The 25,308-nt window shown below is 63.5% G+C and carries 25 protein-coding genes; 9 read left to right on the top strand and 16 right to left on the bottom strand.

Annotated features, from left to right (window positions below; genetic code table 11):
• Nucleotides 1-25: 25 nt before the first annotated feature.
• Nucleotides 26-853 carry a helix-turn-helix domain-containing protein gene (locus tag NA8_RS00790; protein WP_157106448.1) on the bottom strand — a complete coding sequence of 276 codons (828 nt, stop codon included), beginning with the start codon at nt 851-853 and terminating at the stop codon, nt 26-28.
• Nucleotides 854-938: 85 nt separating this feature from the next.
• Between NA8_RS00790 and NA8_RS00785 the strand changes: the two genes are divergently transcribed.
• Together NA8_RS00785 and NA8_RS00780 are read left to right on the top strand one after the other, a co-directional pair.
• Entirely contained in the window at nt 939-1,802 is an 864-nt protein-coding gene (locus tag NA8_RS00785; protein ID WP_063048499.1) for an NAD(P)H-binding protein, read from the top strand.
• A 105-nt stretch (nt 1,803-1,907) separates the two neighbouring features.
• Nucleotides 1,908-2,252: a hypothetical protein gene (locus NA8_RS00780; RefSeq protein WP_157106447.1), complete on the top strand. Its 345-nt coding sequence runs from the start codon at nt 1,908-1,910 to the stop codon at nt 2,250-2,252.
• Nucleotides 2,253-2,516: 264 nt separating this feature from the next.
• Here the strand turns inward: NA8_RS00780 and NA8_RS00775 are convergent, their stop codons facing one another.
• The 4 genes from NA8_RS00775 to NA8_RS00760 all read right to left on the bottom strand — a co-directional run bounded on the left by NA8_RS00775 (nt 2,517) and on the right by NA8_RS00760 (nt 6,853).
• Entirely contained in the window at nt 2,517-4,766 is a 2,250-nt protein-coding gene (locus NA8_RS00775) for a heavy metal translocating P-type ATPase (RefSeq protein ID WP_063048384.1), read from the bottom strand.
• A 36-nt stretch (nt 4,767-4,802) separates the two neighbouring features.
• On the bottom strand, nt 4,803-5,744 hold the full coding sequence (locus NA8_RS00770) for a DUF8832 domain-containing protein (protein WP_063048383.1): 942 nt from the start codon (nt 5,742-5,744) through the stop codon (nt 4,803-4,805).
• A gap of 16 nt (nt 5,745-5,760) precedes the next feature.
• On the bottom strand, nt 5,761-5,967 hold the full coding sequence (locus NA8_RS00765; RefSeq protein WP_063048382.1) for a heavy-metal-associated domain-containing protein: 207 nt from the start codon (nt 5,965-5,967) through the stop codon (nt 5,761-5,763).
• Between the two features lie 133 nt (nt 5,968-6,100).
• Nucleotides 6,101-6,853: a carboxymuconolactone decarboxylase family protein gene (locus NA8_RS00760; RefSeq protein ID WP_063048498.1), complete on the bottom strand. Its 753-nt coding sequence runs from the start codon at nt 6,851-6,853 to the stop codon at nt 6,101-6,103.
• Between the two features lie 118 nt (nt 6,854-6,971).
• On the opposite strand from NA8_RS00760, the gene NA8_RS00755 reads away from it, so the two are divergent.
• The 7 genes from NA8_RS00755 (at nt 6,972) to NA8_RS00725 (ending at nt 14,825) form a co-directional block, all read left to right on the top strand.
• Nucleotides 6,972-7,529, top strand: a complete 558-nt coding sequence (locus NA8_RS00755; RefSeq protein ID WP_063048381.1) for a TetR/AcrR family transcriptional regulator — start codon at nt 6,972-6,974, stop codon at nt 7,527-7,529.
• 581 nt (nt 7,530-8,110) lie between these two features.
• Nucleotides 8,111-9,328 carry a condensation domain-containing protein gene (locus tag NA8_RS32315; protein WP_169810433.1) on the top strand — a complete coding sequence of 406 codons (1,218 nt, stop codon included), beginning with the start codon at nt 8,111-8,113 and terminating at the stop codon, nt 9,326-9,328.
• Nucleotides 9,325-11,625 (top strand): peptidase domain-containing ABC transporter, encoded by a 2,301-nt coding sequence (locus NA8_RS00745; RefSeq protein ID WP_084466410.1) that lies wholly within the window; start codon nt 9,325-9,327, stop codon nt 11,623-11,625. Before NA8_RS32315 ends, NA8_RS00745 begins: the two co-directional genes overlap by 4 nt.
• Before the next feature lie 43 nt (nt 11,626-11,668).
• Complete coding sequence (locus NA8_RS00740) at nt 11,669-12,667, top strand: hypothetical protein (RefSeq protein WP_157106446.1); 999 nt, start codon at nt 11,669-11,671, stop codon at nt 12,665-12,667.
• On the top strand, nt 12,664-13,164 hold the full coding sequence (locus NA8_RS33360; RefSeq protein WP_063048377.1) for a hypothetical protein: 501 nt from the start codon (nt 12,664-12,666) through the stop codon (nt 13,162-13,164). The genes NA8_RS00740 and NA8_RS33360 overlap by 4 nt, the downstream gene beginning before the upstream one ends.
• Nucleotides 13,165-13,211: 47 nt before the next feature.
• On the top strand, nt 13,212-13,490 hold the full coding sequence (locus NA8_RS00730) for a phosphopantetheine-binding protein (RefSeq protein WP_063048376.1): 279 nt from the start codon (nt 13,212-13,214) through the stop codon (nt 13,488-13,490).
• A 24-nt stretch (nt 13,491-13,514) separates the two neighbouring features.
• On the top strand, nt 13,515-14,825 hold the full coding sequence (locus NA8_RS00725) for an amidohydrolase family protein (RefSeq protein WP_063048375.1): 1,311 nt from the start codon (nt 13,515-13,517) through the stop codon (nt 14,823-14,825).
• On the opposite strand, the gene NA8_RS00720 is transcribed toward NA8_RS00725, so the two are convergent.
• The 11 genes from NA8_RS00720 to NA8_RS00670 are packed head-to-tail and all read right to left on the bottom strand — an operon-like array spanning nt 14,822 to nt 25,053.
• Nucleotides 14,822-15,523 carry a TenA family protein gene (locus tag NA8_RS00720; RefSeq protein ID WP_063048374.1) on the bottom strand — a complete coding sequence of 234 codons (702 nt, stop codon included), beginning with the start codon at nt 15,521-15,523 and terminating at the stop codon, nt 14,822-14,824. The genes NA8_RS00725 and NA8_RS00720 overlap by 4 nt on opposite strands.
• A 9-nt stretch (nt 15,524-15,532) precedes the next feature.
• Nucleotides 15,533-16,600 carry an NAD(P)/FAD-dependent oxidoreductase gene (locus NA8_RS00715; RefSeq protein WP_063048373.1) on the bottom strand — a complete coding sequence of 356 codons (1,068 nt, stop codon included), beginning with the start codon at nt 16,598-16,600 and terminating at the stop codon, nt 15,533-15,535.
• Nucleotides 16,601-16,607: 7 nt separating this feature from the next.
• The gene (thiD, locus tag NA8_RS00710) at nt 16,608-17,402 is read right to left on the bottom strand and encodes a bifunctional hydroxymethylpyrimidine kinase/phosphomethylpyrimidine kinase (RefSeq protein WP_063048372.1); all 795 of its coding nucleotides are present in this window, start codon (nt 17,400-17,402) and stop codon (nt 16,608-16,610) included.
• Entirely contained in the window at nt 17,389-17,895 is a 507-nt protein-coding gene (locus NA8_RS00705) for a nucleoside 2-deoxyribosyltransferase (RefSeq protein WP_157106444.1), read from the bottom strand. The genes thiD and NA8_RS00705 overlap by 14 nt, the downstream gene beginning before the upstream one ends.
• Nucleotide 17,896: 1 nt before the next feature.
• The gene (locus NA8_RS00700; protein ID WP_063048371.1) at nt 17,897-18,901 is read right to left on the bottom strand and encodes a thymidylate synthase; all 1,005 of its coding nucleotides are present in this window, start codon (nt 18,899-18,901) and stop codon (nt 17,897-17,899) included.
• The gene (locus tag NA8_RS00695) at nt 18,901-19,788 is read right to left on the bottom strand and encodes a phosphorylase family protein (RefSeq protein ID WP_084466408.1); all 888 of its coding nucleotides are present in this window, start codon (nt 19,786-19,788) and stop codon (nt 18,901-18,903) included. Before NA8_RS00695 ends, NA8_RS00700 begins: the two co-directional genes overlap by 1 nt.
• On the bottom strand, nt 19,725-20,690 hold the full coding sequence (locus tag NA8_RS33355; protein ID WP_063048369.1) for a phosphoenolpyruvate carboxykinase (ATP): 966 nt from the start codon (nt 20,688-20,690) through the stop codon (nt 19,725-19,727). The genes NA8_RS00695 and NA8_RS33355 overlap by 64 nt, the downstream gene beginning before the upstream one ends.
• On the bottom strand, nt 20,687-21,577 hold the full coding sequence (locus tag NA8_RS00685) for an aminoglycoside phosphotransferase family protein (protein WP_063048368.1): 891 nt from the start codon (nt 21,575-21,577) through the stop codon (nt 20,687-20,689). Before NA8_RS00685 ends, NA8_RS33355 begins: the two co-directional genes overlap by 4 nt.
• Nucleotides 21,578-21,593: 16 nt before the next feature.
• Complete coding sequence (locus NA8_RS00680; RefSeq protein WP_063048367.1) at nt 21,594-21,968, bottom strand: hypothetical protein; 375 nt, start codon at nt 21,966-21,968, stop codon at nt 21,594-21,596.
• Nucleotides 21,969-21,978: 10 nt separating this feature from the next.
• Complete coding sequence (locus NA8_RS00675; protein ID WP_063048366.1) at nt 21,979-23,271, bottom strand: radical SAM/SPASM domain-containing protein; 1,293 nt, start codon at nt 23,269-23,271, stop codon at nt 21,979-21,981.
• A gap of 33 nt (nt 23,272-23,304) precedes the next feature.
• The gene (locus NA8_RS00670; RefSeq protein WP_281198939.1) at nt 23,305-25,053 is read right to left on the bottom strand and encodes a B12-binding domain-containing radical SAM protein; all 1,749 of its coding nucleotides are present in this window, start codon (nt 25,051-25,053) and stop codon (nt 23,305-23,307) included.
• Nucleotides 25,054-25,308 lie beyond the last annotated feature (255 nt).

The following is a 25,308-nucleotide window of genomic DNA, read 5'->3' as shown; positions in this document are numbered from 1 at the left end:
TGAAACGAAACGGATGGCGCCCCGGTCAGCGGCGACGGGTGAGTGCGCGGCACGGGGAAGGGGCCGGGACCTCACCTCGGAGGTATGAGGTGGGCGGGACGCCCATCAGGCTGCGGAAGTCGGCCGTCATGTGGGACTGGTCGTAGTAGCCCGTGCCGGTGGCGATATCGGCCAACGGGGCGTCGTCGGTCCGGGACAGGACCTGGCGGACTCGGTTGATGCGTGCGAAGTGTTTGGGGGAGACGCCGATGCCATTGGTGAACAGAGTGCGAAGTTGGCGTTCGCTGACCGAGAGGCGTGCGGCCAATTCGGTGACGGAGAGCGGGTGGTCGGCGGCGATGACCGCTACGGCGGTGGTGAGGAGTCTGCGGTGGGCGCGCCGGACCGGATCGTCGGGGATGCGGCGCGGCAGCTCGTTCTCCAGGTACGGCACGACCTCGTCGTGGTCGAGTTCGATCAGCGCGGCGGCCAGCTGCCCGACCGGCCCGGGCAGATCGTCCAGCCGGAGCACGCGATCGGTGAGGTCGGCCGCCGGAACGCCGAGCAGCGCCGGGACCGCGCCCGGGGCGAGCCGCAAGCGGACACAGCCCGCGGGTTTGCTCGCCCGCGAGTAGCTCGCCTTGGTCTGCGGCCCGACGACGAGCGCGACACGGCGGTCACCGATATCGGCGTGCTCGGTGCGCAGCACGATCGTGGTGGCGGTCTGCGGCACGTGCGCGAACGGCTCGGATAGGTCGAGCACGGTCGGGATGCGGCCGAGTTCGGCCAGCCACGGGCGCAGCGACTCCGGCGCGGGCTCGGACGTCTCGACCAGTTCGGCGGTCACGACGGGCGGGCGCAGCTGGGTGGTCACGGCATCCACTGTATGCAGTCGCGCCCTCCGCAGGTGTGCCGGAATTTCCTAGAGACCTGCGCGAATGCCCGGCACGGTGGTTCCCATGATCGTGATCACCGGTGCGACCGGCACCATCGGCAGTGAAATCGTCCGGCAGCTCAGCATGCGCGCAACCGCGATCCGCGCCGTCACTCGTGACCCGGATCGGGCCGAGGTGCCCGCAGGCGTCGACGTGGTGCGCGGCGATTACACCGACCTCGCGTCCATGGCGAAGGCGATGGTCGGCGCGGAGGCCGCGTTCATCGTCGGCGTGCTGGGTCCGGAGTACGCGGAGACCGACCGTGCGCTGATCGCGACAGCTCGAGATGCGGGCGTCGGCAGGATCGTCAAACTCTCCGCGATCGGCACCGGCGATACCGGCCTCGGCCGGGTCGGAACCTGGCATCTGCCGGGTGAGCAGGCCGCGCGCGAGAGCGGCGTCGACTGGACCATCCTGCGCCCGAGTTCGTTTGCCTCCAACACCCTGAGCTGGGCCGCCGCGATCCGTGCCGGGCAGCCGGTGCCGAACATGACCGGTGACGCGGCGCAAGGCGTCATCGATCCACGCGACGTCGCCGGGGTGGCGGTCGAGGCGCTGACCTCCGCCGGTCACGCGGGACGGACCTACACCCTCACCGGGCCGGAATTGCTCACCACGCACGACCTGGCCGCCATTCTGGCTACTGTTACCGGCCATCCCGTCGACGTGACCGATATTCCCGAAACCGAAGCAAGAGCACATATGCTCGCGTCCGGAATGTCCGCCGAATTCGCCGACGGTGCGCTGGCCGGGCAGGCATATGTGCGCGCCGGACACAATGCGATCGTCACCGACGATGTGGCCCGAATTCTCGGGCGTGCCCGGAGTTTTGCCGAATGGGCCACCGATTACGCCGGTACGTTCGTGGCCGACGAGCGCACGCCGTAGGGTACCTGTGATCAGCGCCACATCGAATTGCCGAACGGTGCCTGCTCGGCAAGGGTGACAGGACCGGCCGGTCGGCCGGTGTGCTTACACGAAAAGGAAATTCGGATGCGTCAACGGGTCATGACGGTCTTGGTAGCGGTCGTAGCAGGCGGATCGGCCGCCGCGTTCGGCGGCGCGAGTGCGTCCGCGGTCGCGGTGAACCCTTTCCCCGGCGGCACGGAGGTCTACTTCGACAACGGTGAGTCCGCGGCGATCGCGAACCTGAACCTCGGACCGGCGCTGAGCCAGGTGGCCCTCGCCTGGTCTCCCGGAGCGAAAGCTCTGCTCGGCGAGGGGATCAACGAGCACGCCCGGTGGGCCAGCGAAACCCCGACCGGCGGGGTGTCGATCGAGGTGTACGGGTCGCCCGTCCAGCCCTCGCTGGTCACGGTCACCACCCTGCGCGGCTGAGCGAGATTTCATTTCGGATTTCGGTGTGCCAGGGGTACGCTCGCCCATGGCGTTATGCGCATGCTTTGCCGGGATCCGCGGCGCTCGAGCCTAGAACTCGAGCCGCTGCCGCGACCAGGCACGCGGCGAGACATCTGGCCGCCGCGCGTGCCGCCGGATGCCGCGCGGCTCGCGCCGCGCCTTCGGTGATTGCCGACATGGAGACCTCCTGGCGGATGCCCGGACGGGACGACACTACGTGTGCCGTCCCGTCCGGTGTTTTCGTCAGTTCGCGGTGGAGCGGAAGCCGCGCAGCCGCAGGCTGTTGCTGACCACGAAGACCGAGGAGAACGCCATCGCGGCGCCCGCGAGCATCGGATTCAGCAGGCCCGCCATGGCCAGCGGGATCGCGGCCACGTTGTAGCCGAAGGCCCAGAAGAGATTGCCCTTGATGGTCGCGAGGGTGCGACGCGACAGCCGGATCGCGTCCGCCGCCGCCCGCAGGTCGCCGCGCACCAAGGTCAGATCGCCCGCCTCGATGGCCACGTCGGTGCCGGTGCCCATGGCAAGGCCCAAGTCGGCCTGGGCCAGCGCCGCGGCGTCGTTCACGCCGTCGCCCACCATCGCCACCACTTTGCCCTCGGCTTGCAACCGCTTGACGGTGTCGACCTTGTCCTGCGGCAGCACTTCCGCGATCACCTCATCGATGCCGACCTGCGCGGCGATCGAGTCGGCGGCGGCCCGATTGTCGCCGGTCAGCATGATCGGGGTGAGACCGAGGGCGCGCAGCTGGGAAATCGCCTCGGCGGAGGTCGGTTTCACCGCGTCGGCCACCACGAGCACACCGCGCGCCTTGCCGTCCCAGCCGACCGCGACGGCGGTCTTGCCTTCGGCTTCGGCCGCGCGCATCGCCTGCGTCAGATCGTCGTCGAGGTGCTGTGACCAGTCGGCGAGCAGCCGGGCGCGGCCGACGAGCACCGCGTGGCCGTCCACCATGCCTTGCACACCCAGGCCCTCGACGTTGGCGAAATCCTCGACCGGCTTCAACTCGCCCACCCGCTCGCGGGCGCCCTTGGCGACGGCTTGGGCGATCGGGTGTTCCGAGGAATCCTCCAGCGCTCCGGCCAGTTCCAGAATCCTGGGGACCTGCTCGCCTTCGGCGGGGACGACATCGAGCAGCGTCATCTTGCCCGCGGTGACGGTGCCGGTCTTGTCCAGCACGATCGTGTCCACCCGCCGGGTCGATTCCAGCACCTCGGGGCCCTTGATCAGGATGCCCAACTGCGCGCCCCGTCCCGTGCCGACCATCAGCGCGGTCGGCGTGGCCAGCCCGAGCGCGCACGGGCAGGCGATGATCAGCACCGCCACCGCCGCGGTGAAGGCCGCGGCCACCGATCCGCCGGTACCGAGCCAGAAGCCCAGCGTCGCGACCGACAGCGCGATCACGATCGGTACGAAGATCCCGGATATCCGGTCGGCCAGCCGCTGGGCCTGCGCCTTGCCGGTCTGCGCGTCCTCGACCAGCTTCGCCATCTGCGCGAGCTGGGTGTCCGAACCGATCCTGGTGGCACGCACCACGATCCGCCCGCCGACGTTGACGGTCGCGCCGACCACGACGTCGTCTCGGCCGACCTCCACCGGCACCGACTCACCGGTGAGCATCGAGGCGTCGACGGCCGAGGAACCTTCCGTCACGATGCCGTCGGTGGCGATCTTCTCGCCGGGACGCACCACGAACCGGTCGCCGACGGTCAGTTGCTCCACCGGAATACGCTGCTCGGTTCCGTCACGCAGCACCGAGACCTCTTTGGCGCCCAGTTCGAGCAGAGCCCGCAGCGCCGCGCCCGCACGCCGCTTGGCGCGCGCCTCGAAGAAGCGTCCGGCCAGGATGAACGTGGTGACGCCCGCCGCGGCCTCGAGATAGATGCTGCCGGTGCCGTCCATCCGCGAGATGGTGAACTCGAACGGGTGCGTCATGCCCGGCGTGCCTGCGGTGCCCCAGAACAGGGCGTACAGCGACCAGCCCAGTGCGGCCAGCGTCCCCATCGAGACCAGGGTGTCCATGGTCGCGGTGCCGTGGCGCAGGTTGGTCCATGCCGCACGGTGGAACGGCAGCGCGCCCCACACCACCACCGGGGCGGCCAGGGTCAGCGACAGCCACTGCCAGTTGGTGAACTGCAACGCCGGGATCATCGCCATGGCGATCACCGGCACCGACAGCACCAGCGACACCAGCAGGCGGGTGCGCAGGGCGGCGGCGGGATCTTCCTCGGTCTCGGCCTCCTCCGAGCGCTCCGGCTGGGCGGGCAGGGCAGCGGTGTAACCGGCCTGTTCGACGGTGGCGATCAGCTCGTCCGGCGAGACGCTGCCGGTGACCTCTACCCGGGCCTTCTCGGTCGCGTAGTTGACCGTCGCGGTGACGCCGTCGAGCTTGTTGAGTTTCTTCTCGATCCGGGCGGCGCAGGACGCGCAGGTCATTCCACCGATCACGAGTTCGACCTGCCCGGCGGGCGGCGGTTGTGTCGCGGTGGTCATCGTGGTGCTCCGTTCTGTGCGCGGACGGTCGTCGGGTCAGTGCGCGTGGCCGTCCGGCGCCTGCTGCTGACCAGTGTGTTCGTTGTGAGTGGACGCGTCTACGGCGGGGGTACCCGGCGCGACGGTCAGGGTGAATTCGGCGGTGCGGACCACACCCTCGTGCTGGAAGTCGAGGAATAAGCGGTAGTCGCCGGCGCTCGGCGCCGTAACCGCGAAGGTGATGCCCGGTCCGGCCGCGGTCACGCCGTCGCCGGGATGGCCTTCCGGATGGACGTGCAGGTAACCCAGGTCGGCGGCGCGCAGGGCCACCAAGTGGCCGTAAGCCCCGAGGTAGGGCTGCAAGTCGCTCACCGGCTTGCCCGCACGGTTCACCGAGAGCGTCACCGTCGAAGCCCGGCCCGGTACGACTGCACCGTCCAGCGTGACGGTGTAGTCGCCGACGGTGGCGGTGGAAGTCGCCGCAGGCAGCTTTTGCGGGTCGTAGACGCCCGCTACCCGCAGGTCCGCGCCGAGTGTCAGGTTGTCGCCACCCTCCGGGGTGAAGTCGGCGAACACCCGGTAGTCACCGGCGCGGGTGAGATCGAGCGGGACGCTCCAGGTTCCGCCTGCCTCGAGCACCGGGTGCACATGCTGGAAAGCGGCCAAATCGCGGCGCACGACGATCAGGTGCAGGTCCTTGTCGTGACTGCGCACGTAGCGGGTGACGGCTTTTCCGTCGCGGTCGAGGATGGTGAAGCGCAGCGGCACGTTCGCCGCGGCGGTGGTCTGGGTGGTATCCAGCCGCAGGGTGTAGCCGCGGTCGGTCGCCATCATTCCTCCAGGTAGTGCGCGGGCCTCGCCCTGGTCGGCGGAGCCGGTGTCGTGTGCGGTCGAGTCGTGGGCGGGTTCCGGTCCGATGAGCGAACCGGTCGCGAGGGCGATCCCGAAGACCGCGGCGAGGCCGAGGGCGAAGCCGCCGAACTTGGTGGATGCGTTCATCGGAGTGCTCCGTCCGTCAGTCGGCGACCGCGTAGCCGGCGCGGGTCACGGCCGCGGTGAGTTCGGCGCGTTCGATCGGGGTCGCGCTCTCGACGGAGACCAGTCCATCGGCGAGGTCGACGGCGACGGACTCGACGCCGGAGATGCGGCCGATCTCGGTGCGGACCGAGCCGGCGCACCCGCCGCAGTTCATCCCGGTGACGGTCACGGTGGTGGTGCTCATGGTCGCTCTCCTCGTGTGGTGGGCGTTTGCTTCGAAATCTACCCTACCCCCCTAGGGTATATACATGTCAAGTCCCCGCGCAGACGAAAGCCCGGTCCGCGATGGGCTGCGGACCGGGCTCGCTGGTCGGCGGTCAGGATGCGCGGTAGGTCACCAGTGCGACGGCGGGCGCCGAGACCACCTGCACTTCCGCGGCGTCGGAGACCTTGACGTGCAGGAACCCGCCTTCGATCGCGATGTGCACGTCATCGACGGTGCGTGTGGTCCGCCCCTCCCGGTCCAGCAGGGAGTAGCCCTCGACCAGGGTCACTTTGCTCGCGGGCCGCCATTTCGCCTCCATCGCAGAACCTTTCGTCGGCGTCGCGGGAGGGAAGTCGAGTTCCGGCTCGGCGACGTGGTTGAAGTAGTTGGACAAGACGTTCAGTGCGACGTGGCCGACGATCTCGCCCAGTTCCGCATCGCTGACGCCGCGGGAACGGGCCGAGGCGAGCGCGGCATCGTCGATCCGGCCGCGAAACCGGAGTATGTCCCGAGCGACGCGCAGGATCGCGTCGGTGTGCGGGTCCTCGGCGCGCGCAGCGCGGGTGTCGGCGATCGCCTGCTCGGTGAAGCCCATCCGCTCGGCGCGCATGGTGTGCGCTGCGGTGCAGTAGTCGCAACCGTTTTCACTGGCTACCAGCAGCGCGAGTTGCTCGCGAACCCGGGCGGAAAGCTTTCCCCTGGTCAGCGCGTCGCGCAGGTTGAGGTATCCCCGCAGGGCGGCGGGGCTGTTCGCCATGGCGGCGTAGAGATTCGGGACGCGGCCCAGCTGGCGCTGTACCTCGGCGAGCAGGTCGGCCTGCTCGGCATCGGTGGAGTCGGTGGATACAAGGGGCAGGCGGGACATCGAAGCCTCCAGCTCGGACAAACGGTACCGATCGGTGCCGAAATGAGACGGTACTGACTGGTTCCGTTTCGGTCAAGCAAGACGGCACTGATCGGTTCCGTTCTGCTAGGGTGGCACCATGGCAACCCAGGCCAGGCAGCGCTTGCTCACCACGGCGGAAGAACTGTTCTATGCCGAAGGCATTCGTGCCGTCGGCATCGATCGCCTGCTCCAGGAGTCCGGCGTGGGCCGCGCCTCCTTCTATCGCCATTTCGCGAGCAAGGACGATCTGGTCGTCGCGGTGCTGGAGGATCGTGACCGCCGCTGGCTGGACTGGCTGCGGGAGTCGGTCGAGACGACTGCCGACGATCCGGCCGCGCGCCCACTCGCCGTCTTCGACGCCCTCGCGGACCGATTCGCCCGCAAGGACTTTCGCGGCTGCGCGTTCATCAACACCATGGTCGAGGTCGCCGATCGGGACAGCGCCGCCCATCGGGCCGCCGATCGCCACAAGCGGCGCGTGATCGCGTATCTGTCCGAACTCCTGACCGATGCGGGCAGATCCGACGCCGCCGAGCTGGCCGCCGAGCTCGCGCTCCTGGTGGACGGAGCGATCGTCACCGCCGTTCGCGAGGGCACTCCGGACGCTGCCGCCCGAGCCCGTGCGATCGCCCAGCGGCTGCTCACGCGGGGCTGAGTGTCCGCGAGTCGGTGCTCGCCTGCTGTCCGGGGCGCCGTGGGGAGCGTCAGGCGCCCGTCCCGCGCCTGACGTGTTTCCCGTGGCCGTGCATCGGCCACTCCTACAGACTGACCGGCTTACCGAGGTAGCACGGGTTACGAAAAGTCCACGTGTTCAGTCACATCGAGTGTGGCCAAGCGCGATGTGATGGACTACTATGCGGTTCAGGCGGATTTATTCCGCGGGTGGGATGGTCGTAGAACGGGGGTGGAGCCTGTGTATGCAGTCCTTTTTGAGGATGGGCGACAATTCTGCGCCCGGCAATGAAATCTGCCTTGCGCGATAGCGATAGCAAATAATGGTCACTAGGAGCTTCGACTGAGGTCGATTACCCGGCCTTGACAATCGCGCATATGAGAGGGGGTGGAAATCATGGAGCTCAGTTTCCAGAAGGTCGATATCACGACCATCGAGGACATTGACCTGGACGACATCGTCGGCGGCACCGTCACGCCGTGTCCTGTGATGAAGTAGGTCGGCGGTTCGCGGGCTCTGGATGCCCGGGCATCCAGAGCCCTTCGATGATAATAGGAGAATTGATGCGTTTTCCGGTCACGGCCGGGCAGGCCGACCTGTTATTGGAACAGGAACGGCCGGGTTCGTCTAGCAGTCATATAGGATTCGTCCTGGAATTTGCGCCGTCGGTTGATCCGCGAGATATCTTTCGGGGTGTGCACGAGACGGTGCGCAGTTGCTCGGCATTGCGTCTGAAGTTCCACGGATCGGCCGAGGCGGGGTACGAGCAGGAGATCGAAGATTATGGCGAGAATCGTGTAGCATTGGAACTACAAGATGTTTCGGATGCAGACGACATCGCGGTTCAGCGCTACATGGACCTCATCCTACATCGAGACGCTGTGGCATGGGATTGGAATACTCGCGGAGTTTACAAGCTGACCTTGATTAAGAACTCCGGCGGCCGACATCATCTGGTGATCTCACTGCAGCAGGTGGCGTTCGACCGGCGATCCATGCAGGTTCTGTTGAACCGCCTGGTCGCCGCGATTATGGGCCCCGCCGCCGTCTCGCCTTTCCTGGCGGAATTGGACGAATATCAGTCCGCCGTCGCGGCAACGAGGCCGAGTGAGGCCGAGAAAGCCGCCGCTGCCAGGTATTGGAAGCGTGAACTATCCAATCATAGAAACGCCTTCGAGGGGCACCCGTGCTTTGCTGCCTCCAGGTCGCATCGGGGTCGGATCGCGATAGTCGGTGCGGACTATCGCAGTCTTCGCGAATCGATACCTGACGGCGGGTGGAGTATGGCGTCGCTGTTTCTGCAGCGTTTCTTGTCGGAGTGGCAGCAGTACGTGCCACGAACAACGCTGGTCGACACATTCATGACCTGCCGCCCGGACAAATTCGAAAATCAGATCGGAATGTTCACAACATTACGTCCACTCGTGTTCGACCTGTCGAATGACGAATGGCGGCGACAGACCACGGCCAAGCTGATGCGCGGATCGGCATACCAAGGCATCGACAGCTACGCCCTGCGCACCGCGGAGCGGGCTTGCGGGATACCACAGCGCCCGTTTCCCGCCTACAACTTCACCGATGACTCCACGAGCGGTGGATCCGAGCCCGAGCCTTCGCCGGTTAAGGTCACCAAATTCGCTGCTCGTAGAGCATCCGCCAGGCCCGTGCTGCTGCGAGTGCGGGATCAGGGAACCTCGCTCAGCATCGCGGTTCATATGAACTCGGGAACGTTTTCGTCCGCCGACATGAATCGTCTTCTGCGGCGATTGGCCGGCGGATGACCAGCGAGGTCGATACACGCGGTCCCGACGGCGAGAGCGAGCAGTCGAGGTTTCGATCGGAAGCCCTCGAAAGTCATCGTCGCTCGAGACGGTTCGGTCGTGTGACATTGATTTCCGGCCGTGATCCACGGCGGCTCCCACTCTGGCGCAGGCGGTTTCTGCGCAAGTCCGCGAATGTTCCCTACTTTCCGCAGGTGGGGTACGCGGACTGCGGGCCGGCCTGTTTGCGGATGACGCTTGCCAGCCGTGGGGTCAGCGTCTCGTTGCACACACTTCGTGAGGAGACCGAAAGCGGCCGGAACGGCACGGCGGCCTCCGCGATTCTCCGGGTGGCGCGACGATATGGAATAGACGGCCGTGGCGTCAAGTGCAATTTGGCGGGGCTTCGCCATCTCGGCCCCGGCGCTATCCTGTTCTGGAAGTTCAATCATTTTGTCGTTCTCGACAGCACCACACAATCACATCTGGTCATCGTGGATCCAGCTGTCGGCCGGCGCCGCATCGGGTGGGACGAAGCCGGCGAGAACTTCACAGGCATCGCTCTGGACTTCGGCCCGAATCCGACAGCACGGCGCTACGGAGAGAAATACCGGCAGACTTTCGACGAACTGCGGGTCGCCGCCGAGTTCCTACCGCAGACCGGAAAATGGCTGTCGATGCTGGCTGCCTCGGCGCTGTTGCTCACCTTCAACCTCGCTTTTCCTCTGGTACTCGGCCGCCTGGTCGAGCGCCGGGACGGGACGTTGTTCGGTGGAGCAGGCCAGCTGCCGATATTCCTGTGCGCGATATTCGTCTATGGGCTGTTGCAGTTCGCGCGTTCCCGCTTGATCGTCACCGCCCAGACGCTCCTCGAGCAAAAGGCCGGGCACGCACTGATGTCCAGACTGATGCGTTTGCCTATGAGCTATTTCCTGATCAGGCACCCCGGTGACATCGCACACCGCGTCCGGTCGACTGCTCGGCTGAAGCAAGTGGTTTCGGTGACCACCGTGGGAGCGGTGTTCGATGCGACTCTGGTGATCGGCTACGTCGTTGTGATCGCAGGTCGGCAGCTACTTCTTTCGACGGTCGTCTTCGCGTCCGTGCTGCTTCTCGTACTCAGGATCGTGTTGTCCTGGAGGCATGAACGGCGCCTATCGGCTGATGTCCTGGACGCCCATGTCCAGTCGGTCAGCAAGTTATCCGAAATCATCAACAACATCGCCACCGTCAAATCACTGGGTGCGGAGGGTTCGGCGCATACGCAGTGGGCCAACGCTTTTTCGGCGGAACTCTCCGCGGGGACCCGTAAGCGCCGCCACTCCGGGGGAATCGCCGCATTCGTATCCACGCTCCAGTTCGCGACCCCGCTGGCCGTACTGGTTGTGGGCGTACTGGTAGCGACCCAGCAACGCTCCGATCTGGCTTCTGCCGTCGCTCTCGGCGCCATCAGCGCCAGCCTGTTCACGTCACTGACGAATCTTGCTCAGGCTGCGGCGACACTGGTGGAACTCATACCGGAGCTGACCAGGATCAACGACATTCTGACCGCGCCCGTCGAGCGGCATTCCGCTGTTGGCGTCGGTTGGCTCGATCGGCCGCCCTCGGTGCGCCTCGACACCGTGTCGTTCACCTATCCCGGCGCGAGATCGGCGGCGATCAGCGAGATAGACCTCGACATCGAGCCGGGCCGGTTCCTCGCCGTGATCGGCCCATCCGGTTCAGGCAAGTCGACCATCGGCATGCTGCTGGCCGGTCTGCTCGAACCCGGCAGCGGGAAGGTATTCATCGGCGACCGAGACCTCGCCGACCTGGATCCCGCGGACTTCCGGAGCCGCATTGGCTACGTCGACCAGAATAGCGGCCTGATGTCCGGAAGTATTCTGGAGAACATCCGTCTCGGCAACGAGGAAGCATCGATCGATCAGGTATGCGAGGCGGCCGCGGCAGCCGGTATCGACGGATTCATATCAGGCCTGCCGATGAAGTACGAAACGATTCTCGGAGCCGGCGGCACCGGTATATCGGGAGGACAGCGACAACGAATAGCTCTGGCCCGCGTGTTGGTCAAGAGGCCGCAGATACTGATCCTCGACGAAGCGACGAGTGCGGTCGATCCCGATACCGAACGAGAAATATTCGAGCGCATCAAAGGTTTGGGCGTAACACTCGTCGTGCTGGGTCACCGGGCTGCGATGGCCGCGGATGCCGATGCGATTCTCACCATCGAACGCGGTCGAGGGACGTTTACTCGCCGATCGTCACGCGACGCGGCCTCATCACGAACTCAGGGGATCACCGAATGCGCCCAGCCGTAGCAGAGCTCTGCGCTGCAGAGCCTGGCAGATGTCGAGGTACCAGATGAATCGCACCGAGCACGATCGCAGCGACCTCGTGTATCGCAGCCCCCGCGACGTGTCGGAGTCGCTCGCCATGGTCGGCCTGACCGCGGATGACCTGCTCCGGGAGGTTCCGATACTGAATGCGGATGGGACTCGGCCATACTTGACCGGTTCGCTCGCCTTTGGCGTCGGGAACCGGGACAGCGACGTCGACATCCATGTGTTCGATTCGGGCAGCGGTACGGCCGTGCGGCCGTCGCTGTACTGGATCGGGACTACGACCGTCGATGTCGCCGTATACCCCGCTGGGCAGCTGACGGAAATTTGCCACCAGCTTCAAGCTGTGGAGGCCGCCGAGTACCCCTTCGGCAGTCTGGCCCTTTCCGCCGGCCCTAGCCGAGGGCTGCGCAGAAGACTGTCGCGATGGGTCGCGGCGATGCCGCTCTACGGGGGAGTCGACCCGCTGATCGACGACAGAGCCTGCGGCCTGGCTCTCGCATGGCTGCGCAAAGACGCACTGGATGGACTCGTTGTCGCTGTGGCGTTGGCGGAGGCGGCGTCCATCGCGGATATGCCGGCAACCGGGGTGGCGTATTTGTGGACACGGGTGCAGCGTGCGGCTGCTGAGTTCTCGTTGCGAGCTGTCGGTGACCTGACCACCGGTTGGAAATGGCTCGGTGCGTGCCTACGTCGGCACAGTCTCGGATGGCCGAGCGGGATTGTGGACGTATCGTCGGTTCGTCAATTTTTCGAAGCATATGGTATCGCTATCGGTCCCCCGAGTTCGTATGTAAAAGTCGAAACCGGAAACGGATCCACATCTTTTCGTCTCCGGAGTCTCGGCTACCTGAGTAGCCGTCAGGGTGATGTGATCGATGGTTTTTCGTCTCCGGGTCGGTCGTCGATGGACGGCTACCTTACCGAAATCGGCCCGAAGCGTCTCTTGGAATTGATCGGTGCCGGTTTCCTCGACCTGCGCATCGACAACGAACTGTTGCGAGAGGACCTGGTGCGATGACAGACCGTGAACCCGGGCGCCGCACCATCGACTGGCTGTTGCAGAACGGAGCGAATTCATGTTGGGCCTATGCACTCGAAGTACAAGGCGCCATCGATGATCTGCGTGCTGCGGAGGCGGCGGATGATGAACCGCTGATGGCAGAGGTCGGCATCATGATGCTGCGGTCTGTCTACAAGTGTCAGCTGATCTACCGGAAAAATGCGGTCGATACCCAGGAAATAGAGTTGGATGCAAGCATCGCATTTTCAGACGATCCGGTAGCCGAGGCCGTACGCAAATGGGAGTCGATGGATCCTGGTGAGGTCGGCGTCGGACGAGAGATAGGTCGAGTGGCGATGGCCTTTGCGCACAGACTGCGCGATATGTTGCCATTCGAGATGCCGTTGATAAGAGCTGAGGGTAGCGCGGCTGAAACGATGCGACTCGCCGCTGATCTGAGTCGGCTCAGGACGAGGAGAGGCATGAGCCCACTCAATTGGAGACGGAGATCATGAGCGGTCGGTCGGTGCCGGTCCTCGGGGGGCGAAAGGAACGGTTCGGAATGAACGAAAACGCTGGGCAAGACTACCGAAATGAGCTGGAGAGGATTGTCGTCTCCCATCTGACCTACTATCGGTCCACCGATCGTTTGGACCCCGATGTCGAACTCTCGAATCTCGGTCTCGATTCACTCACCTCCGTACGCCTGCTCGTGGATATCGAATCATCTTTCGAGATCGAGATACCCTTCGAAGATCTGGTGCCGGAAACGTTCCGGACGCTGGGTTCGTTGAATGCGGCGGTGGAACGGGCGATCGAAGCAGCCGGAGATCCCGAATAGTCAACCGACGGGGAATGAGCGAGCATGTACGACATTCTGATCCGAAACGCATCTCTTCCCGGTGCGCCGGGCCTGTCCGACTTCGGTGTCCTCGACGGCAGGATAGTGAGCATCGCGGCAGGGAGTCCACGGCAAACCGCAACCCGAATACTCGACGTCGGCGGTCGCGTGGTATTGCCCTCCTTCGTCGATGCGCATATGCATTTGGACACCGCTCTCACGCTCGGGCGCCCGCGCCATAATCGCAGCGGAACTCTCGCGGAAGGTATCGAGATCTGGGGCGAACTGAAGTCCACGTTGACAGTCGCAGAAATTCGGGACAACGCGATGGAGGCATTATTATGGGAAGTCGCGAAAGGAACCGGCTTCATACGATGCCACGTCGATATCTGCGATCCGGAGCTTCGAGCGCTTCGAGCGCTATGTGAGGTGCGCGAGGCTGCCCGCGGATTGTGCGAAGTACAGCTGGTCGCGTTCCCCCAGGACGGCGCCTTGACCTTCCCGAGCGGCAGGCGGTTGATGCGGGAGGCCGTCGAGCTCGGCTGCGATGTGATCGGTGGAATTCCGCACCAGGCTCCGACATACAGGGCGGGATGTGCTGAGCTCGATTTCGTCTTCGACTTGGCGACGGAGTTCGACCTGGAGATTGATTGCCACTGTGATGAAACCGACGATCCGAGTTCACGCTTCGTCAATGCACTGGTCGAGCGCACCGAGGCCGCAGGTTGGCATGGCCGAGTGACGGCAAGTCAGTGCACAGCGATGGCCGGCTATCCCAGCGGGACTGTCGAGGTTGTCTCTCGGCGGTTGGCTTCCGCCGGAATCTCCGTCATTGTCTGCCCCTTTGTCAATGTTCTGCTGCAAGGCAGAGGCGATACCTCGTCGCGGCGGCGCGGTCTGGCGCCTATTCGGGAGTTGCTCACGAACGGCGTGAATGTCGCCGTCGGGTACGACTCGATCATGGACGCGTGGCTGGCGCTGGGGGATGGCGACATGTTGGCAGCCGCGCAGTTGGCGCTGCTCCTCGGTCAGCTGAGCGGTTCCGACGAGGCGCAAGTCGTACTGGATCTGGTGACGACCAACGGAGCGCGCGCCATGGGGATCGGAACCGGCTACGGTCTTGCCGACGGTGACCATGCCGACTTCGTCGTGCTCGATGCGGTTGATCCGGCGGAGGCGTTGCGCTTGGTGCCGGAGCGATTGTTCGTCTTTCACCGGGGCCACCAAGTGGCTTCGACAGAGCCTGCGCGTTCAACGATCACCGGAGCGGCGGCCCGGGAAATCACATTCCGTCCCCCTGGCCGCGTCCTACCGCCTGTCCGCGAGACGACTTAGGGTGCGGTGGCGTTGCTGGCTGCGCCCGGCCACTGCTGGTCCATCACCCAGGCTGCGTCGAAGACACGGACCTGGTGTTCGAGGCTCCGCCGGTAGATCTGTCGCATGCGATCCCTGGCCACGCTATCGGCGGTTGCGGCGGTCGCTTCTATGAGAGCGAAATGCTGCTCGCGCATCTCATTTCGAGTGCGTCGCGTATACATATCGGTCCATCGCTTGAACGCCGAGTGACTCATATCCGTGTTCCGGAACCTCTCGCCGATCACCACCGTGAACAACGAGCAGGGATAGAGACTTGTCGCTATGTCTCCGAGCGACCCCTCGTAGGCAGTTCGTACCAGATGGTTCACATATCCTTCGCGGGCTGGGGAGCACTTCCATCGACTGTGCTCGATTCTTCGTTCCACGCCGAGTTCATCTAGCAGGGATTGTTTTTCGGACAATTCGGCCGAGGTCGACATGTCGTCCAACACATGTGCCGCCGCGCGCGCCCATGGGTGACCGACGGGCGCCTTGGCTATGCCGAGCGCCAAAGCCCTGTTGAACTCGGCGACGTGCGCACCGTCGTCGATCTGAAAGAACGAGAATTGCGCGACCGTCAGGGTACCGCCCGCCAGCGCTTCGATCCACGGATGGTTCTTGTAAGCGGCCCATACCTCCGCGGTGAACTCGTCACATTCCTCGATGAAGGTCGTCACATGTACTCCTCAGGCCGTGCGGAAACGTTCATATGAAAATGGATTTTCGCGATCTGTTCGGCATCGGTCGGAAATGCTCTCGGTGAGCCGGAGCGCCGAGCCGGGACCGGTGATGAAACCGCTTCCCCCATGACCGCAGCAGACGAAGAGGTTGTCATCGAGGCGATCGATGATCGGACGGCCATCCGGCGTGGTCGGACGTGTTCCGGACCAGCCGCCTGCAATCCGCGAACCGCGCAGGGCGGGTATGAGTTCGATGGCGTTGTCCACAATGGTCTGGTCCAGATCAGTAGGGTCGGGTTGACTTTCGTCGATCCACGAGCCTCCGATGAGGAATACGCCATCCGCGCGTTGATGGGCCAGCAGAGCCACCGGTTGGTGTGCCGGGCGCGGATAGCCGACGGCGGCCTGACCGACGATGGTGGAGAAGAGCGGTCTCATCGGCTGCGTACGCAGGATGCGACCCCGGACTCCGGCTATCGGCACATCCACTCCGGAGTTTGCGCCCAGGTCGCGTGTACCCAGTCCCGCGGCGAGTACGACGACGTCGAATTCCGAGTGGGAGCCGTCATCGTGGTGCATCGCCCATTGCCGTCGCCGCCCAGGGACGATCGCTCGAACTTTCGTGTGTTCGCGCAGGACTGCGCCGCGTGCGGCGGCGACCGACGCAAGCCGACGGACTACCTGATTCGGGTCGATGCGCCGCCCCTCCTCCTGCCACAGCCCGGCGGTGACGCGGGGGCCGAGGTATGGAAATCGTGCTCGCATCGCGGAGCCGGATATCAGGTGCCCGTCCACGCGTCCAGCCAGCGCGGTGGAATCGCCCGCATTGGCCACCAGCACCAGGTTTCCAACTCGCCTCGCGCACGCGAAACGGTCGTAGAACGCAACGCTGTCCCGCCACAACGAGGTCATGCTCACGTCAGGGCGGACCAGTTGACCATGCGCCGCGGCGGACGCTCCGTCGCCGACGCAGCCCGCGGTGGACAACGTCGTGGCGTATCCGGCCTCCCGCAGCACGATCGCCGCGGAAACGCCCACGATGCCTCCCCCGACGACCCCGACCTCGATCCCCATATGACGACTACTCAGCTCCGTCACGCAGTGCCTGGGCTACATCAACCGGGTGTCTGCCCGACCCGATGTCTTGCCGGCCAACGCCGACAGCGCGGGACACAATCCGCTGCGTGAGATGCGCCGCTTCGGACAATCCACTTCCGGAACCCAGGAGAACCGCCAGCACCGCGGAATGCGCACAACCGGCGCCATGGTCGCAGCCGGTCCGGTGCCTGCGGCCGGGTATGGCGATGTGCCGGTGTCCATCGAACAGCCAATCGCCGCCTTCCGGCAGCGCATCCGTGATCACGACCGCCCGGGCACCGGCAGCGACCATTGCTTCCGCGACCACACCGATCTCCGTGTCGTCGCCGACGTTTCCGAGCAACCGTGCTTCCGAAACGTTGGGTGTCACGACCGTGACGGCAGACAGCAACGTACGGCGCAGCGCGTCGATCGCGCCCTGGTCGGACAATCGGGCGCCGGCGGCCGTGAAAATCACCGGGTCCAGCACTACGGGTACGTCGAGTGTGCGGATCTCGCCGCCGAGCCACTCGATGATCTCCGCGCTCCACGTCGTACCGATTTTGACCGCGTCGGTTCCGATATCGTCGAGGACTGCCCGCCACTGCGCAGCGATCACCTCTATCGGGACGCTGTGCCGAGCTACGACGCCGAGAGTGTTCTGTGCCGTTACACCCACCACTACCGTGCTGCCGAACGCGCCCATGCTGGTAGCTGCTTTGACATCGCCTTGAATGCCGGCGCCGCCAGAGGAGTCGGACGAGCCCACGGTGAGAAGGCGAATGCTACGACCGGCCATGCGTTCCCCCGGACACCGGACTCAGCGCCCATGATGCTCCGGTGGCACGGGCGAGCGAATCAACGGCGGTGGAGATGCCCGACAGCGCTTCGTCGAGATCGGAAAACCGCACGTACTCGATCAGGGCGATGCTGGACAACCCGGTGACAAGCGCGGCGTAGGATTCCGTCGCTTCCAGGAGGAGGATCGTAGGCTTGGCCATTGCTGTCGCCCAGCCGATCTCCACATGTGTCCCCGGCGACGCCGGAGAGCCCGGGAATGCGATGAACAGGTCGCAATCGTGCATCCACTGGAAGTCACGCTCCGTGCAAGCGCGGTCCGGAACGGTGTTCAAACCCCAACCTTCGGACCGGTGGGCGTTGTGAACCAGCCAGCCGGCTTGGGTGAAGAACGCGGCCAGAAACTCGTATCTGGACCGGTACTCGGGGATGATCGAGCCGGTCCCCGGGTCGATCAACCCCTTGAAGGGTCCTCCGATGAAGACGGTGTTCATATCACGCATGGGATGCCTCTCGATCCAGCACCGGAAAACGCCTCGTCATCAACTGCCGATATCGGGGGTTGATCCAGTTCAGCAGTTCACTGATCGTTCCGGCATCCGCCGTCTCGTCGTACTTGACGCGTCTGTGCAGCTCCAGCAGCACCGCTACTTCGCACCAGTAATGTGGCAATTCGAGGTTGCCGATATCCTCAGGAGCGAGCCGGCGCGCATTCGTCCGGAGTTGATGCTCGAGGGCCATGAGCCGCATGATGTCGCCGGGTACGTCGCCGTCCGGAATGGGCGGCATCGGACCGGATTCCTCTGTATTCTCGGTGGCCAATAGGTCTGATGCCGCGGGCAGATCTGGATCGTACACGTGTATCGAACCGACCATGTGGGTGTAAGTACCGACGCTGACCCCGAGCTGGCGGGCCATCACCTCCTGAAGAAAGGTGAACGAGAAAACGTCGCTGACCATGCCGCGATAGGCATCGTTCGCCCGCATATAGCCCACCGCATGCAGCCGGCCCTCGCGGAGAAGAAATTGCAGCGCGAGCGTGCACGCGACGTCTATGTTGTCGGGTATCTGCAGTTCTTCGGCTTGATATATCTGAATAACGGCGCGCTTGCTATCCGGATCAGCGCGCAGCTGCGCCAGCACGGCATCCCACTGGTCGATTCCGGCGGCACCATATCTACTGATGCGGGGGCCGTAGGCCGTGCCGGTCAGCCGCAGACCGTCCGAAGAATATCGTCGCACCGAGGGTGCGTAGTAGGACAAATATGCGAGGTCATCTCGTCCGGTCAAATACCATAGAGCTTCGGCGAAATTGAAGACAAGGTTGGACCGACGCGACGGATGGGTGATCAGCCGGTCCAGCGGATTGTCGATCCGGAATCCCGTACCGACTAGCTCCAAGCTGCGAAATCCCCGAGGCGACACCTGGTAGGAGTCTTTCTCCAGAATATCGTCGAGAGTGTCGAGATATGCATCCTGGAAGTTGCCGTAGACATTCATCACATGTCCTCGGGATAGGACGTAAACATATCCCGATATTTGGCCCGTGGTCTCGAAGCGCACCCGCAGTCGTCCGGCTGCTCCGAGGTACGTGTCGCGAGCCCGGCCTCCAGAATCGCCTCGAATTTCTCGCGCCCGATCCCGATCGCTTCCCGGGACCTGGCACGGAACTCATCGGGATCCTTGGTCGACTCGTCGCGCATTTCGTCATACGAGTCGATCGCGACGGCAATCGACGCATAGTGCAACGAACGTTGTCGCGCGAGCGTGAACTCGGGGTCCATGGTCTGGCCGACTACGGTCGCGCCGAGCCGTTGCATAAGTTCGAGCTCGGCCAGGGTTTCTATCCGACCGAACCCGTAGAAACCGAAGTAGACGCCCTCTTCGTGGACGGGAATTCCGGTCACTCGCGCGCCTCGAACGAGCAGCGCTCGCAAAGAGGGGCACAGCGACGGAATGACGTGGGCATTGGAGAAGCGCGCGTTCGGCGCGGTCATCGCTCGCTGCGGTCCGGCGAAGCAGACGAGGTCGTGCGGAATGACCAGGTCACCGCTGCTGACGCGACTGTCGACACCACCGACGACGAAGGTCCCGATCACGTGATCGACGCCGAGTTCGTCGAATACCAGCTGGTTGGTCTCGTACGGTATGTCCCAACTGGGCGTGCGTAGCCCCGGGAATCGTCCGTACAGAAAGTGCGTCTCGACACCGCTGAGTTTTCCGGAAAATACCCGGTCGACCGGGCCGTTCGCGGTGACGATCCGCTGTTGTTGAAACGCTTCGTCACGGATTATGCGATCAGCGCGCAATACTATGCCGAGTTTCATGACGACTCCACCGCCGAGAACATGACTTTGTCCATCTCCCTCAGAAATTGTTCGACCCATCCCGATCGGGGGTGGTCGAATTCGAATATATCGACGTTGTGCGAAATGAGCTGGGCAGTATCGTCCATGGACGGAAAAGAGATCCCCAAATCGCTGATGAACCCGTGCCTGTTGCGATCCGGATACCGCTCGACATGTTTTTCGACGAGTTCGGCCGCCTGCCCGGCAGGAATTCTGTGCATAACGCCGGCAGCCGCTGTGGAACAGCGCAACTCGACGAGGGCATCCACCCGCATGGTCGGTGCCGCACGACCTCCGATGGCCGGCAGTTCGGATGGCGAAAGAAAGATCTTCTCCGCCGTGGGTACCGCCACGTTGGCAGGGTGGAGGCGGGCTGCTCGCGCCAGGTCGTCGAGAGGGAGGGCGGGCCTGTGCTCAGCGAGTGAGCCGATCCGGACACCGATGGAGCGCGACGTTCCCATGGCGCGAACACGGTCGGTCAGCGCGAGCATCGTGTCGTCGTTGGAGATGAACTCTCCTCCACGGGACCGAACGAGGGAGAGCGCCGCCGTCGTCTTTCCCGCGAACTTGTCGCCGACTATCACGACCCCGCGGCCGGCGACCGTCACCGCAGCGCCGTGAACCGGTCGCCATCCGGCCATCATCGCCGCGATGCGATCGAGGGTGCGAATGTATCTGTTGGTGAATGTGGACACCCAATTGGATGAGCCGACGATGTTCACCCGTCGATCGGCAACCTGCCAGTCTACGTTGGGTTCGGAATCCGGACCGGGGGAAACTGAGCCGGTTTCTTCGATGTGAATGGACCAGCAATCGCCCGCTGAGGACAGGGGCACCGGTTCGAGAAAGGGATCTACTGTATCAGCGATCTGGTCCAGGATATCTGCACTGCCGTGGATCGCGTACAACGCGTTGATGGATTTCAGTTTGATGGATTTCATGGCCGGAGGGCTTTCAGTATCGTATAACCTTGGTCCGCGAACTGTTCCTCGCGCTGTAGTCGGCCCGCCGTCAGCGTTGTCACGGCGCATCTGAGCCGACTGAATCGCAACAACACCGGGTCGGGCCAGAGCTGGGCAAGCCCCCGTGCTCTACGATAAGCGGCCGCGAACAGCGACTGCCCGTTCGGTACGCGGGTGAGTTCTCGATCCCATATCCGGGCCAGGTCGAGCTCGGCCGGGCCGGTACAGGCGCGCTCGAAATCGAAAACGACATGTCGACCCGAGCATTTTGCGACGTTGCGGAACGAAAAATCGCCGTGCAGAACAACCGACGGAGCGGTCGTCGCGATCTCTGAAGCGGCGGTTACCAGGTCCTGCGCCCAGGCGCCGGCAACCACCGATTCCACTTCGGCAAAACTATCCGGAGCGACGCGCGCGAGACGCTCGACAGCCTTCTCGTACGACGCGGGAGTGATGTGGTCTGCCGCGATGCCACTGCTCGGTGGTAGCGGGCAGTCGTGCACCGCGGCAAGTAATCTCGCGGACACCTCCACGCCGTTGTGGTCCAGTGCGACATCATTCAAATTCGCCCACTCGAATGCTGTGTACGCGCCTATCTCGTTCAACACCCCACTGTTCACGAATCGGGTTGTGATCGCTCTCGGCAGCTGTGACGCCACCGCGGCCTCGGTGGCGGCTCGGTGATCCGACGCGTACAGCTTCAAGAACACTGTGCCCTCGCCTCCGTGACCGGAGAACCAGGCATTGGCAGAACGACGGTCCGCTGTCGGAGCTTCTATCTGGCGAAGTCGTCGATAGCCCAGGCGAACGCGGATCTGCTCCACGGTAGTGGCGGGCAGCCGGTCGACCAGGCCGCCGGCGAACACCGAATCACGCGTGAGTTCAGTCCTGACCGGCTGCCGAACGTACGATTGTGTACGGTCGATCGCCTTCCTGGAACCACACGAGTTCCTTGATTCGCTCATCAGAGAGTTGTTCCCCGTCTTCAACAACCACAAGTTTGTCGTCATCCTCGTATAAGCGATGCACAACAGCGATACACAAGCCCTCGGATTCGGCCACCGGACCGGTCGGTCCTATGAGATATGCGTCGAGATCCTCACCATCGGGCGCAGGGACGCCCGGCAGGTAGCCGTAATTCAGGTCATAATGAAACCCGTCGGTCGGATGATGTGACCCCAGAGGCCGGTCGATAACCACCCGGACATGCTTGCCGAGGAACGCCTTGCCGAGCGCCAGTGTTTTGCTGTTGTCCATGCGCAGCAGCTTAGCTGCCGCGCGGCTTTCCGATCCAGGTGCAGAGATAGTCCATATGTACGAGCCTGATGTCGGTCGGCACCTGAGGTTTCTGCGGGAACTGCTGCTGGGGCTGCACATCTCGCGGGCAGTAAGGATCCCTCGAGAACAGTGAACGCTTACCGGTTACGTGTGCGTTGTGCAGATAGGACCGCCCGGCGCAGCCGCCGCGGCAGCTGTGCAGCATCGAACATCCCGCGCAACCTTCGACCATTTCGGGATTCGCATTTCTACGACGAAACGACTGGAACTGCGGCGACCGGACGATATCGTACAAGCTGTCCTTTCGGAGGTCACCTATCTTGTAGTCGTGCAGGTAGACACAGGGTGACACCGGAATGCGACCGTCCGGCGTGATCGAGTGGATCCGGAACGAAGTGCGACCACACGGGCAGCCTTTGGCCCCCTGGTAGTCGGTGACCGCGGCGATAGGCGGCTCACCGAGATCAATCGGATCGCAATGCTCCATCAGCATGGCGAACCCTTCGTAGTACTGTTCGGCAGTCAGTAGAGAATCCATGTGAGCGGGTTCGACCGGCTTTATCGGATTGATCCGGATATGCGCATCGTACTTGGTGGCGAGCTCCAGGATCGCTTCGATATGTCGGGGTGTGAAGTTCCAGTTCATCCCACACATGATGACGGTGTGGTCGATGCCGTAGTCTTTCGCGAGCTGGAGAGTACGGATTGCCTGCTTGTAGATCTTGGCGCCCCGATTCGCATTGTGCTCGTCCTCGAACGGCGAGTCGAAGCTCACATCCAGATCGTTCAGCTTGCGCCACTGCGCATTGTGATCACGCTCGAGGTGTATCGCCGTGATGCCGGACGTGGTGAGGCCCACGATGATCCCGGCGTCGTTGAGGGCGTCCAGGATGTAGGGCAGCAGGGTGTCTCTGGGGTTCGCGCCATTCGTGAACAGGGGCTCGTTTCCACCGAGGTTCACCGTTTCGACGCCGTTCGAGGCGAGTTCGGAGACGATTCGGTCGATGATGTCGACGGAGAAGTTCATACCCTTCTCACGAGCCGACATCGAATAGCAGTGAGTGCATCGATACGGGCAATCGTTCCCGAGTGTCCAGCCGATATTCCTGATGGTGATGGGGCATTCGTCCAGATCCGGATGTTCGATGGGCCCGACCTGCCGGTCGAAATGCTCTTTAGGGTCGATCTGGATGGACTTGCCCACGAGTTCCGACGAACGCTCCCATGGGAATTTCGCGACCGCCGAACCCGCCTCGGCCTCATTCTCTGTAATTTCCGTCATGGTTTCCTCATAGTCACGAGTTCCGATTTACTGCTAGCACAAAAATGGGTTGGGATCCGCGTCGTAGACCAAACCGGCATGCGCGTATGCGGCTTCGACTTCCCGCTCGAAAGCGGCGTACCACTCATCCGATACCCGCAGCCGCTGGTCGAGTAATTCCTCGACCTCCATCTCGATCGTATCGATCGAGATGTCCTGGGCGACGATATCGAGTACGGCACCGAAGAAGTCGAGGTCTTTGTCGCGAAGCTGTACCGAGATCCGGTGGAACATGGCCAGCTCATCGGCAGCCAATGCCTTCGGGGCGGAGAGCGGATCTATTGCCTTGTCGTAGACAGTCGAGTGATGGCTGTGCCATTTCTTCAATGCGTTGTACACGGCGCGAGCGGTCCGGTCTCTGACGGCGTATCGGCTATTTCCGAGTGAGTCGGCATCGATCAGTTCGCCGGTCTTCCGCAGCTTACGGGTGAAGTTCGTCCCCGCAGCTGCGTACATCTCGGTGAAGATTCCTTTCGATATCGTCCAGTTGTACCTTCTCATCAATAAGTAGTTGTCCTGTAATTCCGCCACCGTCGTGCCGTCATCGAAGAGGATGTGGCCGGCTTGGACATAGAGGCCGTAGCGCTTCATCGCGTTCAGGGCTCTGCAGTTCGCGGGCACATCCGCTCGCTTGGCCATGCGTCGGAGCGCGGATGCGGAGAAGTTCTCGATGCCACAGGAGAACGAGAAGAACCCTGCCCTCGCGAGCTCACGTAGCACCTCATCCGATGCGCGGTCAGCCCTGATCGACCCCCGGAACCGAGGGGAGATCCCTCGACGTTCGATCTCATCGGCCAGAGCCGTGCACCACTCGGCATCCCGCGGCGGCTCGATGAAGCTGTCATCGATGACCTTGAAATGCGTGGCGCCCCTGCGCCACAGGTTCTCCACCTCGTCGACGAAGTTCTCAATGGTGCGCTGTCGCCAAGTCGGCCCAGGAGCGATGCGCTCGAACGCCACGATGGAACAGAACGTGCAGGACGCTTGGCACCCGCGGGCGCTCTGCACGTGGACCAGGCTTCGACGGGCGATCGTCAAGCTCAAGGTGTCCCGCTGGGGATGGGGCAACTCGTCCATCGGCAGCTTCGGTGCCGGAGCGGCATTGTGCACCACGTCGTCGCCGTTCCGGTGGGTCAAACCCGGAATCGCGGCTAGTGATGGTGTCCCGGATCTGACGTGTGCGATGAGCTGGAGCAACGGAACCTCGCCCTCGCCGCGCACCGCAGCGTCGAAGCCCGCTCGCACGAACTCTTCGGCGTGGAAAGTCGGGCCGTAGCCGCCGGCCACGGAGAAGGCGGTCGACCCGGAGTCTTTGACCAGCCGGATCGTCTCCATGGCGCGCTCCATATTGGTGCGGTAGCAGGAGAATCCGATCAGATCGGGGTCGTGGCGGCTGATCCTGGATGCGAGTTGTTCGGTATTCAGTCCTTCGAGCCAACCGTCGATTACTACGACGGTGACGCCGTGATTCCGTAGCACCGCGGCCAAGTACCCGATGCCGAGGTTCTCTTCTGCGGTTCTGTGCGTAACTGGAGCGGGAGTTGCCAGGACCACAACGCAGGGAGAGCCGAGTCGATCATTTGACTCATTCACTATCGTAGTCTCTCGATGTTTATTTCTGGCAGCACCGATTGCGCGAACACGAAGAGCGATAGGGAAATTGGTTTTTCGTAGCCCTATGGCGGTCTCGTGTGCGCTAGATGAAATCGATGCAGGAATTCGACAGAACCTGATGTCGCACATGTCGAGAAATGTGCGCGTGCCGATCTAGTTCTGTCGCAGAGCGCGATTCTTCGCGAATACTCAGCTGAGCTGAGGTAATGCTACGTGCTTCCTGTGGACCACGACAGAAATCAAGATGCCCATGACGGGTACTCCCTCCCCAAGTGCGATGGCGCTGTCCTGCCTCGCTGGTCGTAGCATAGGTTCGGTTCGTCCACGTGTCAACGAGTCCTGTTGAGCTCGGGAGGCTTTCGCTTCGGTGGAACACGAGGACGC

It is taken from the genome of Nocardia arthritidis NBRC 100137, assembly GCF_001612765.1.
In the GTDB taxonomy this organism is placed as follows: Bacteria; Actinomycetota; Actinomycetes; order Mycobacteriales; family Mycobacteriaceae; genus Nocardia; species Nocardia arthritidis.
The sequence above is the reverse complement of the archived record's forward strand: the minus strand, read 5'-3'. Positions and strand labels throughout refer to the sequence as shown.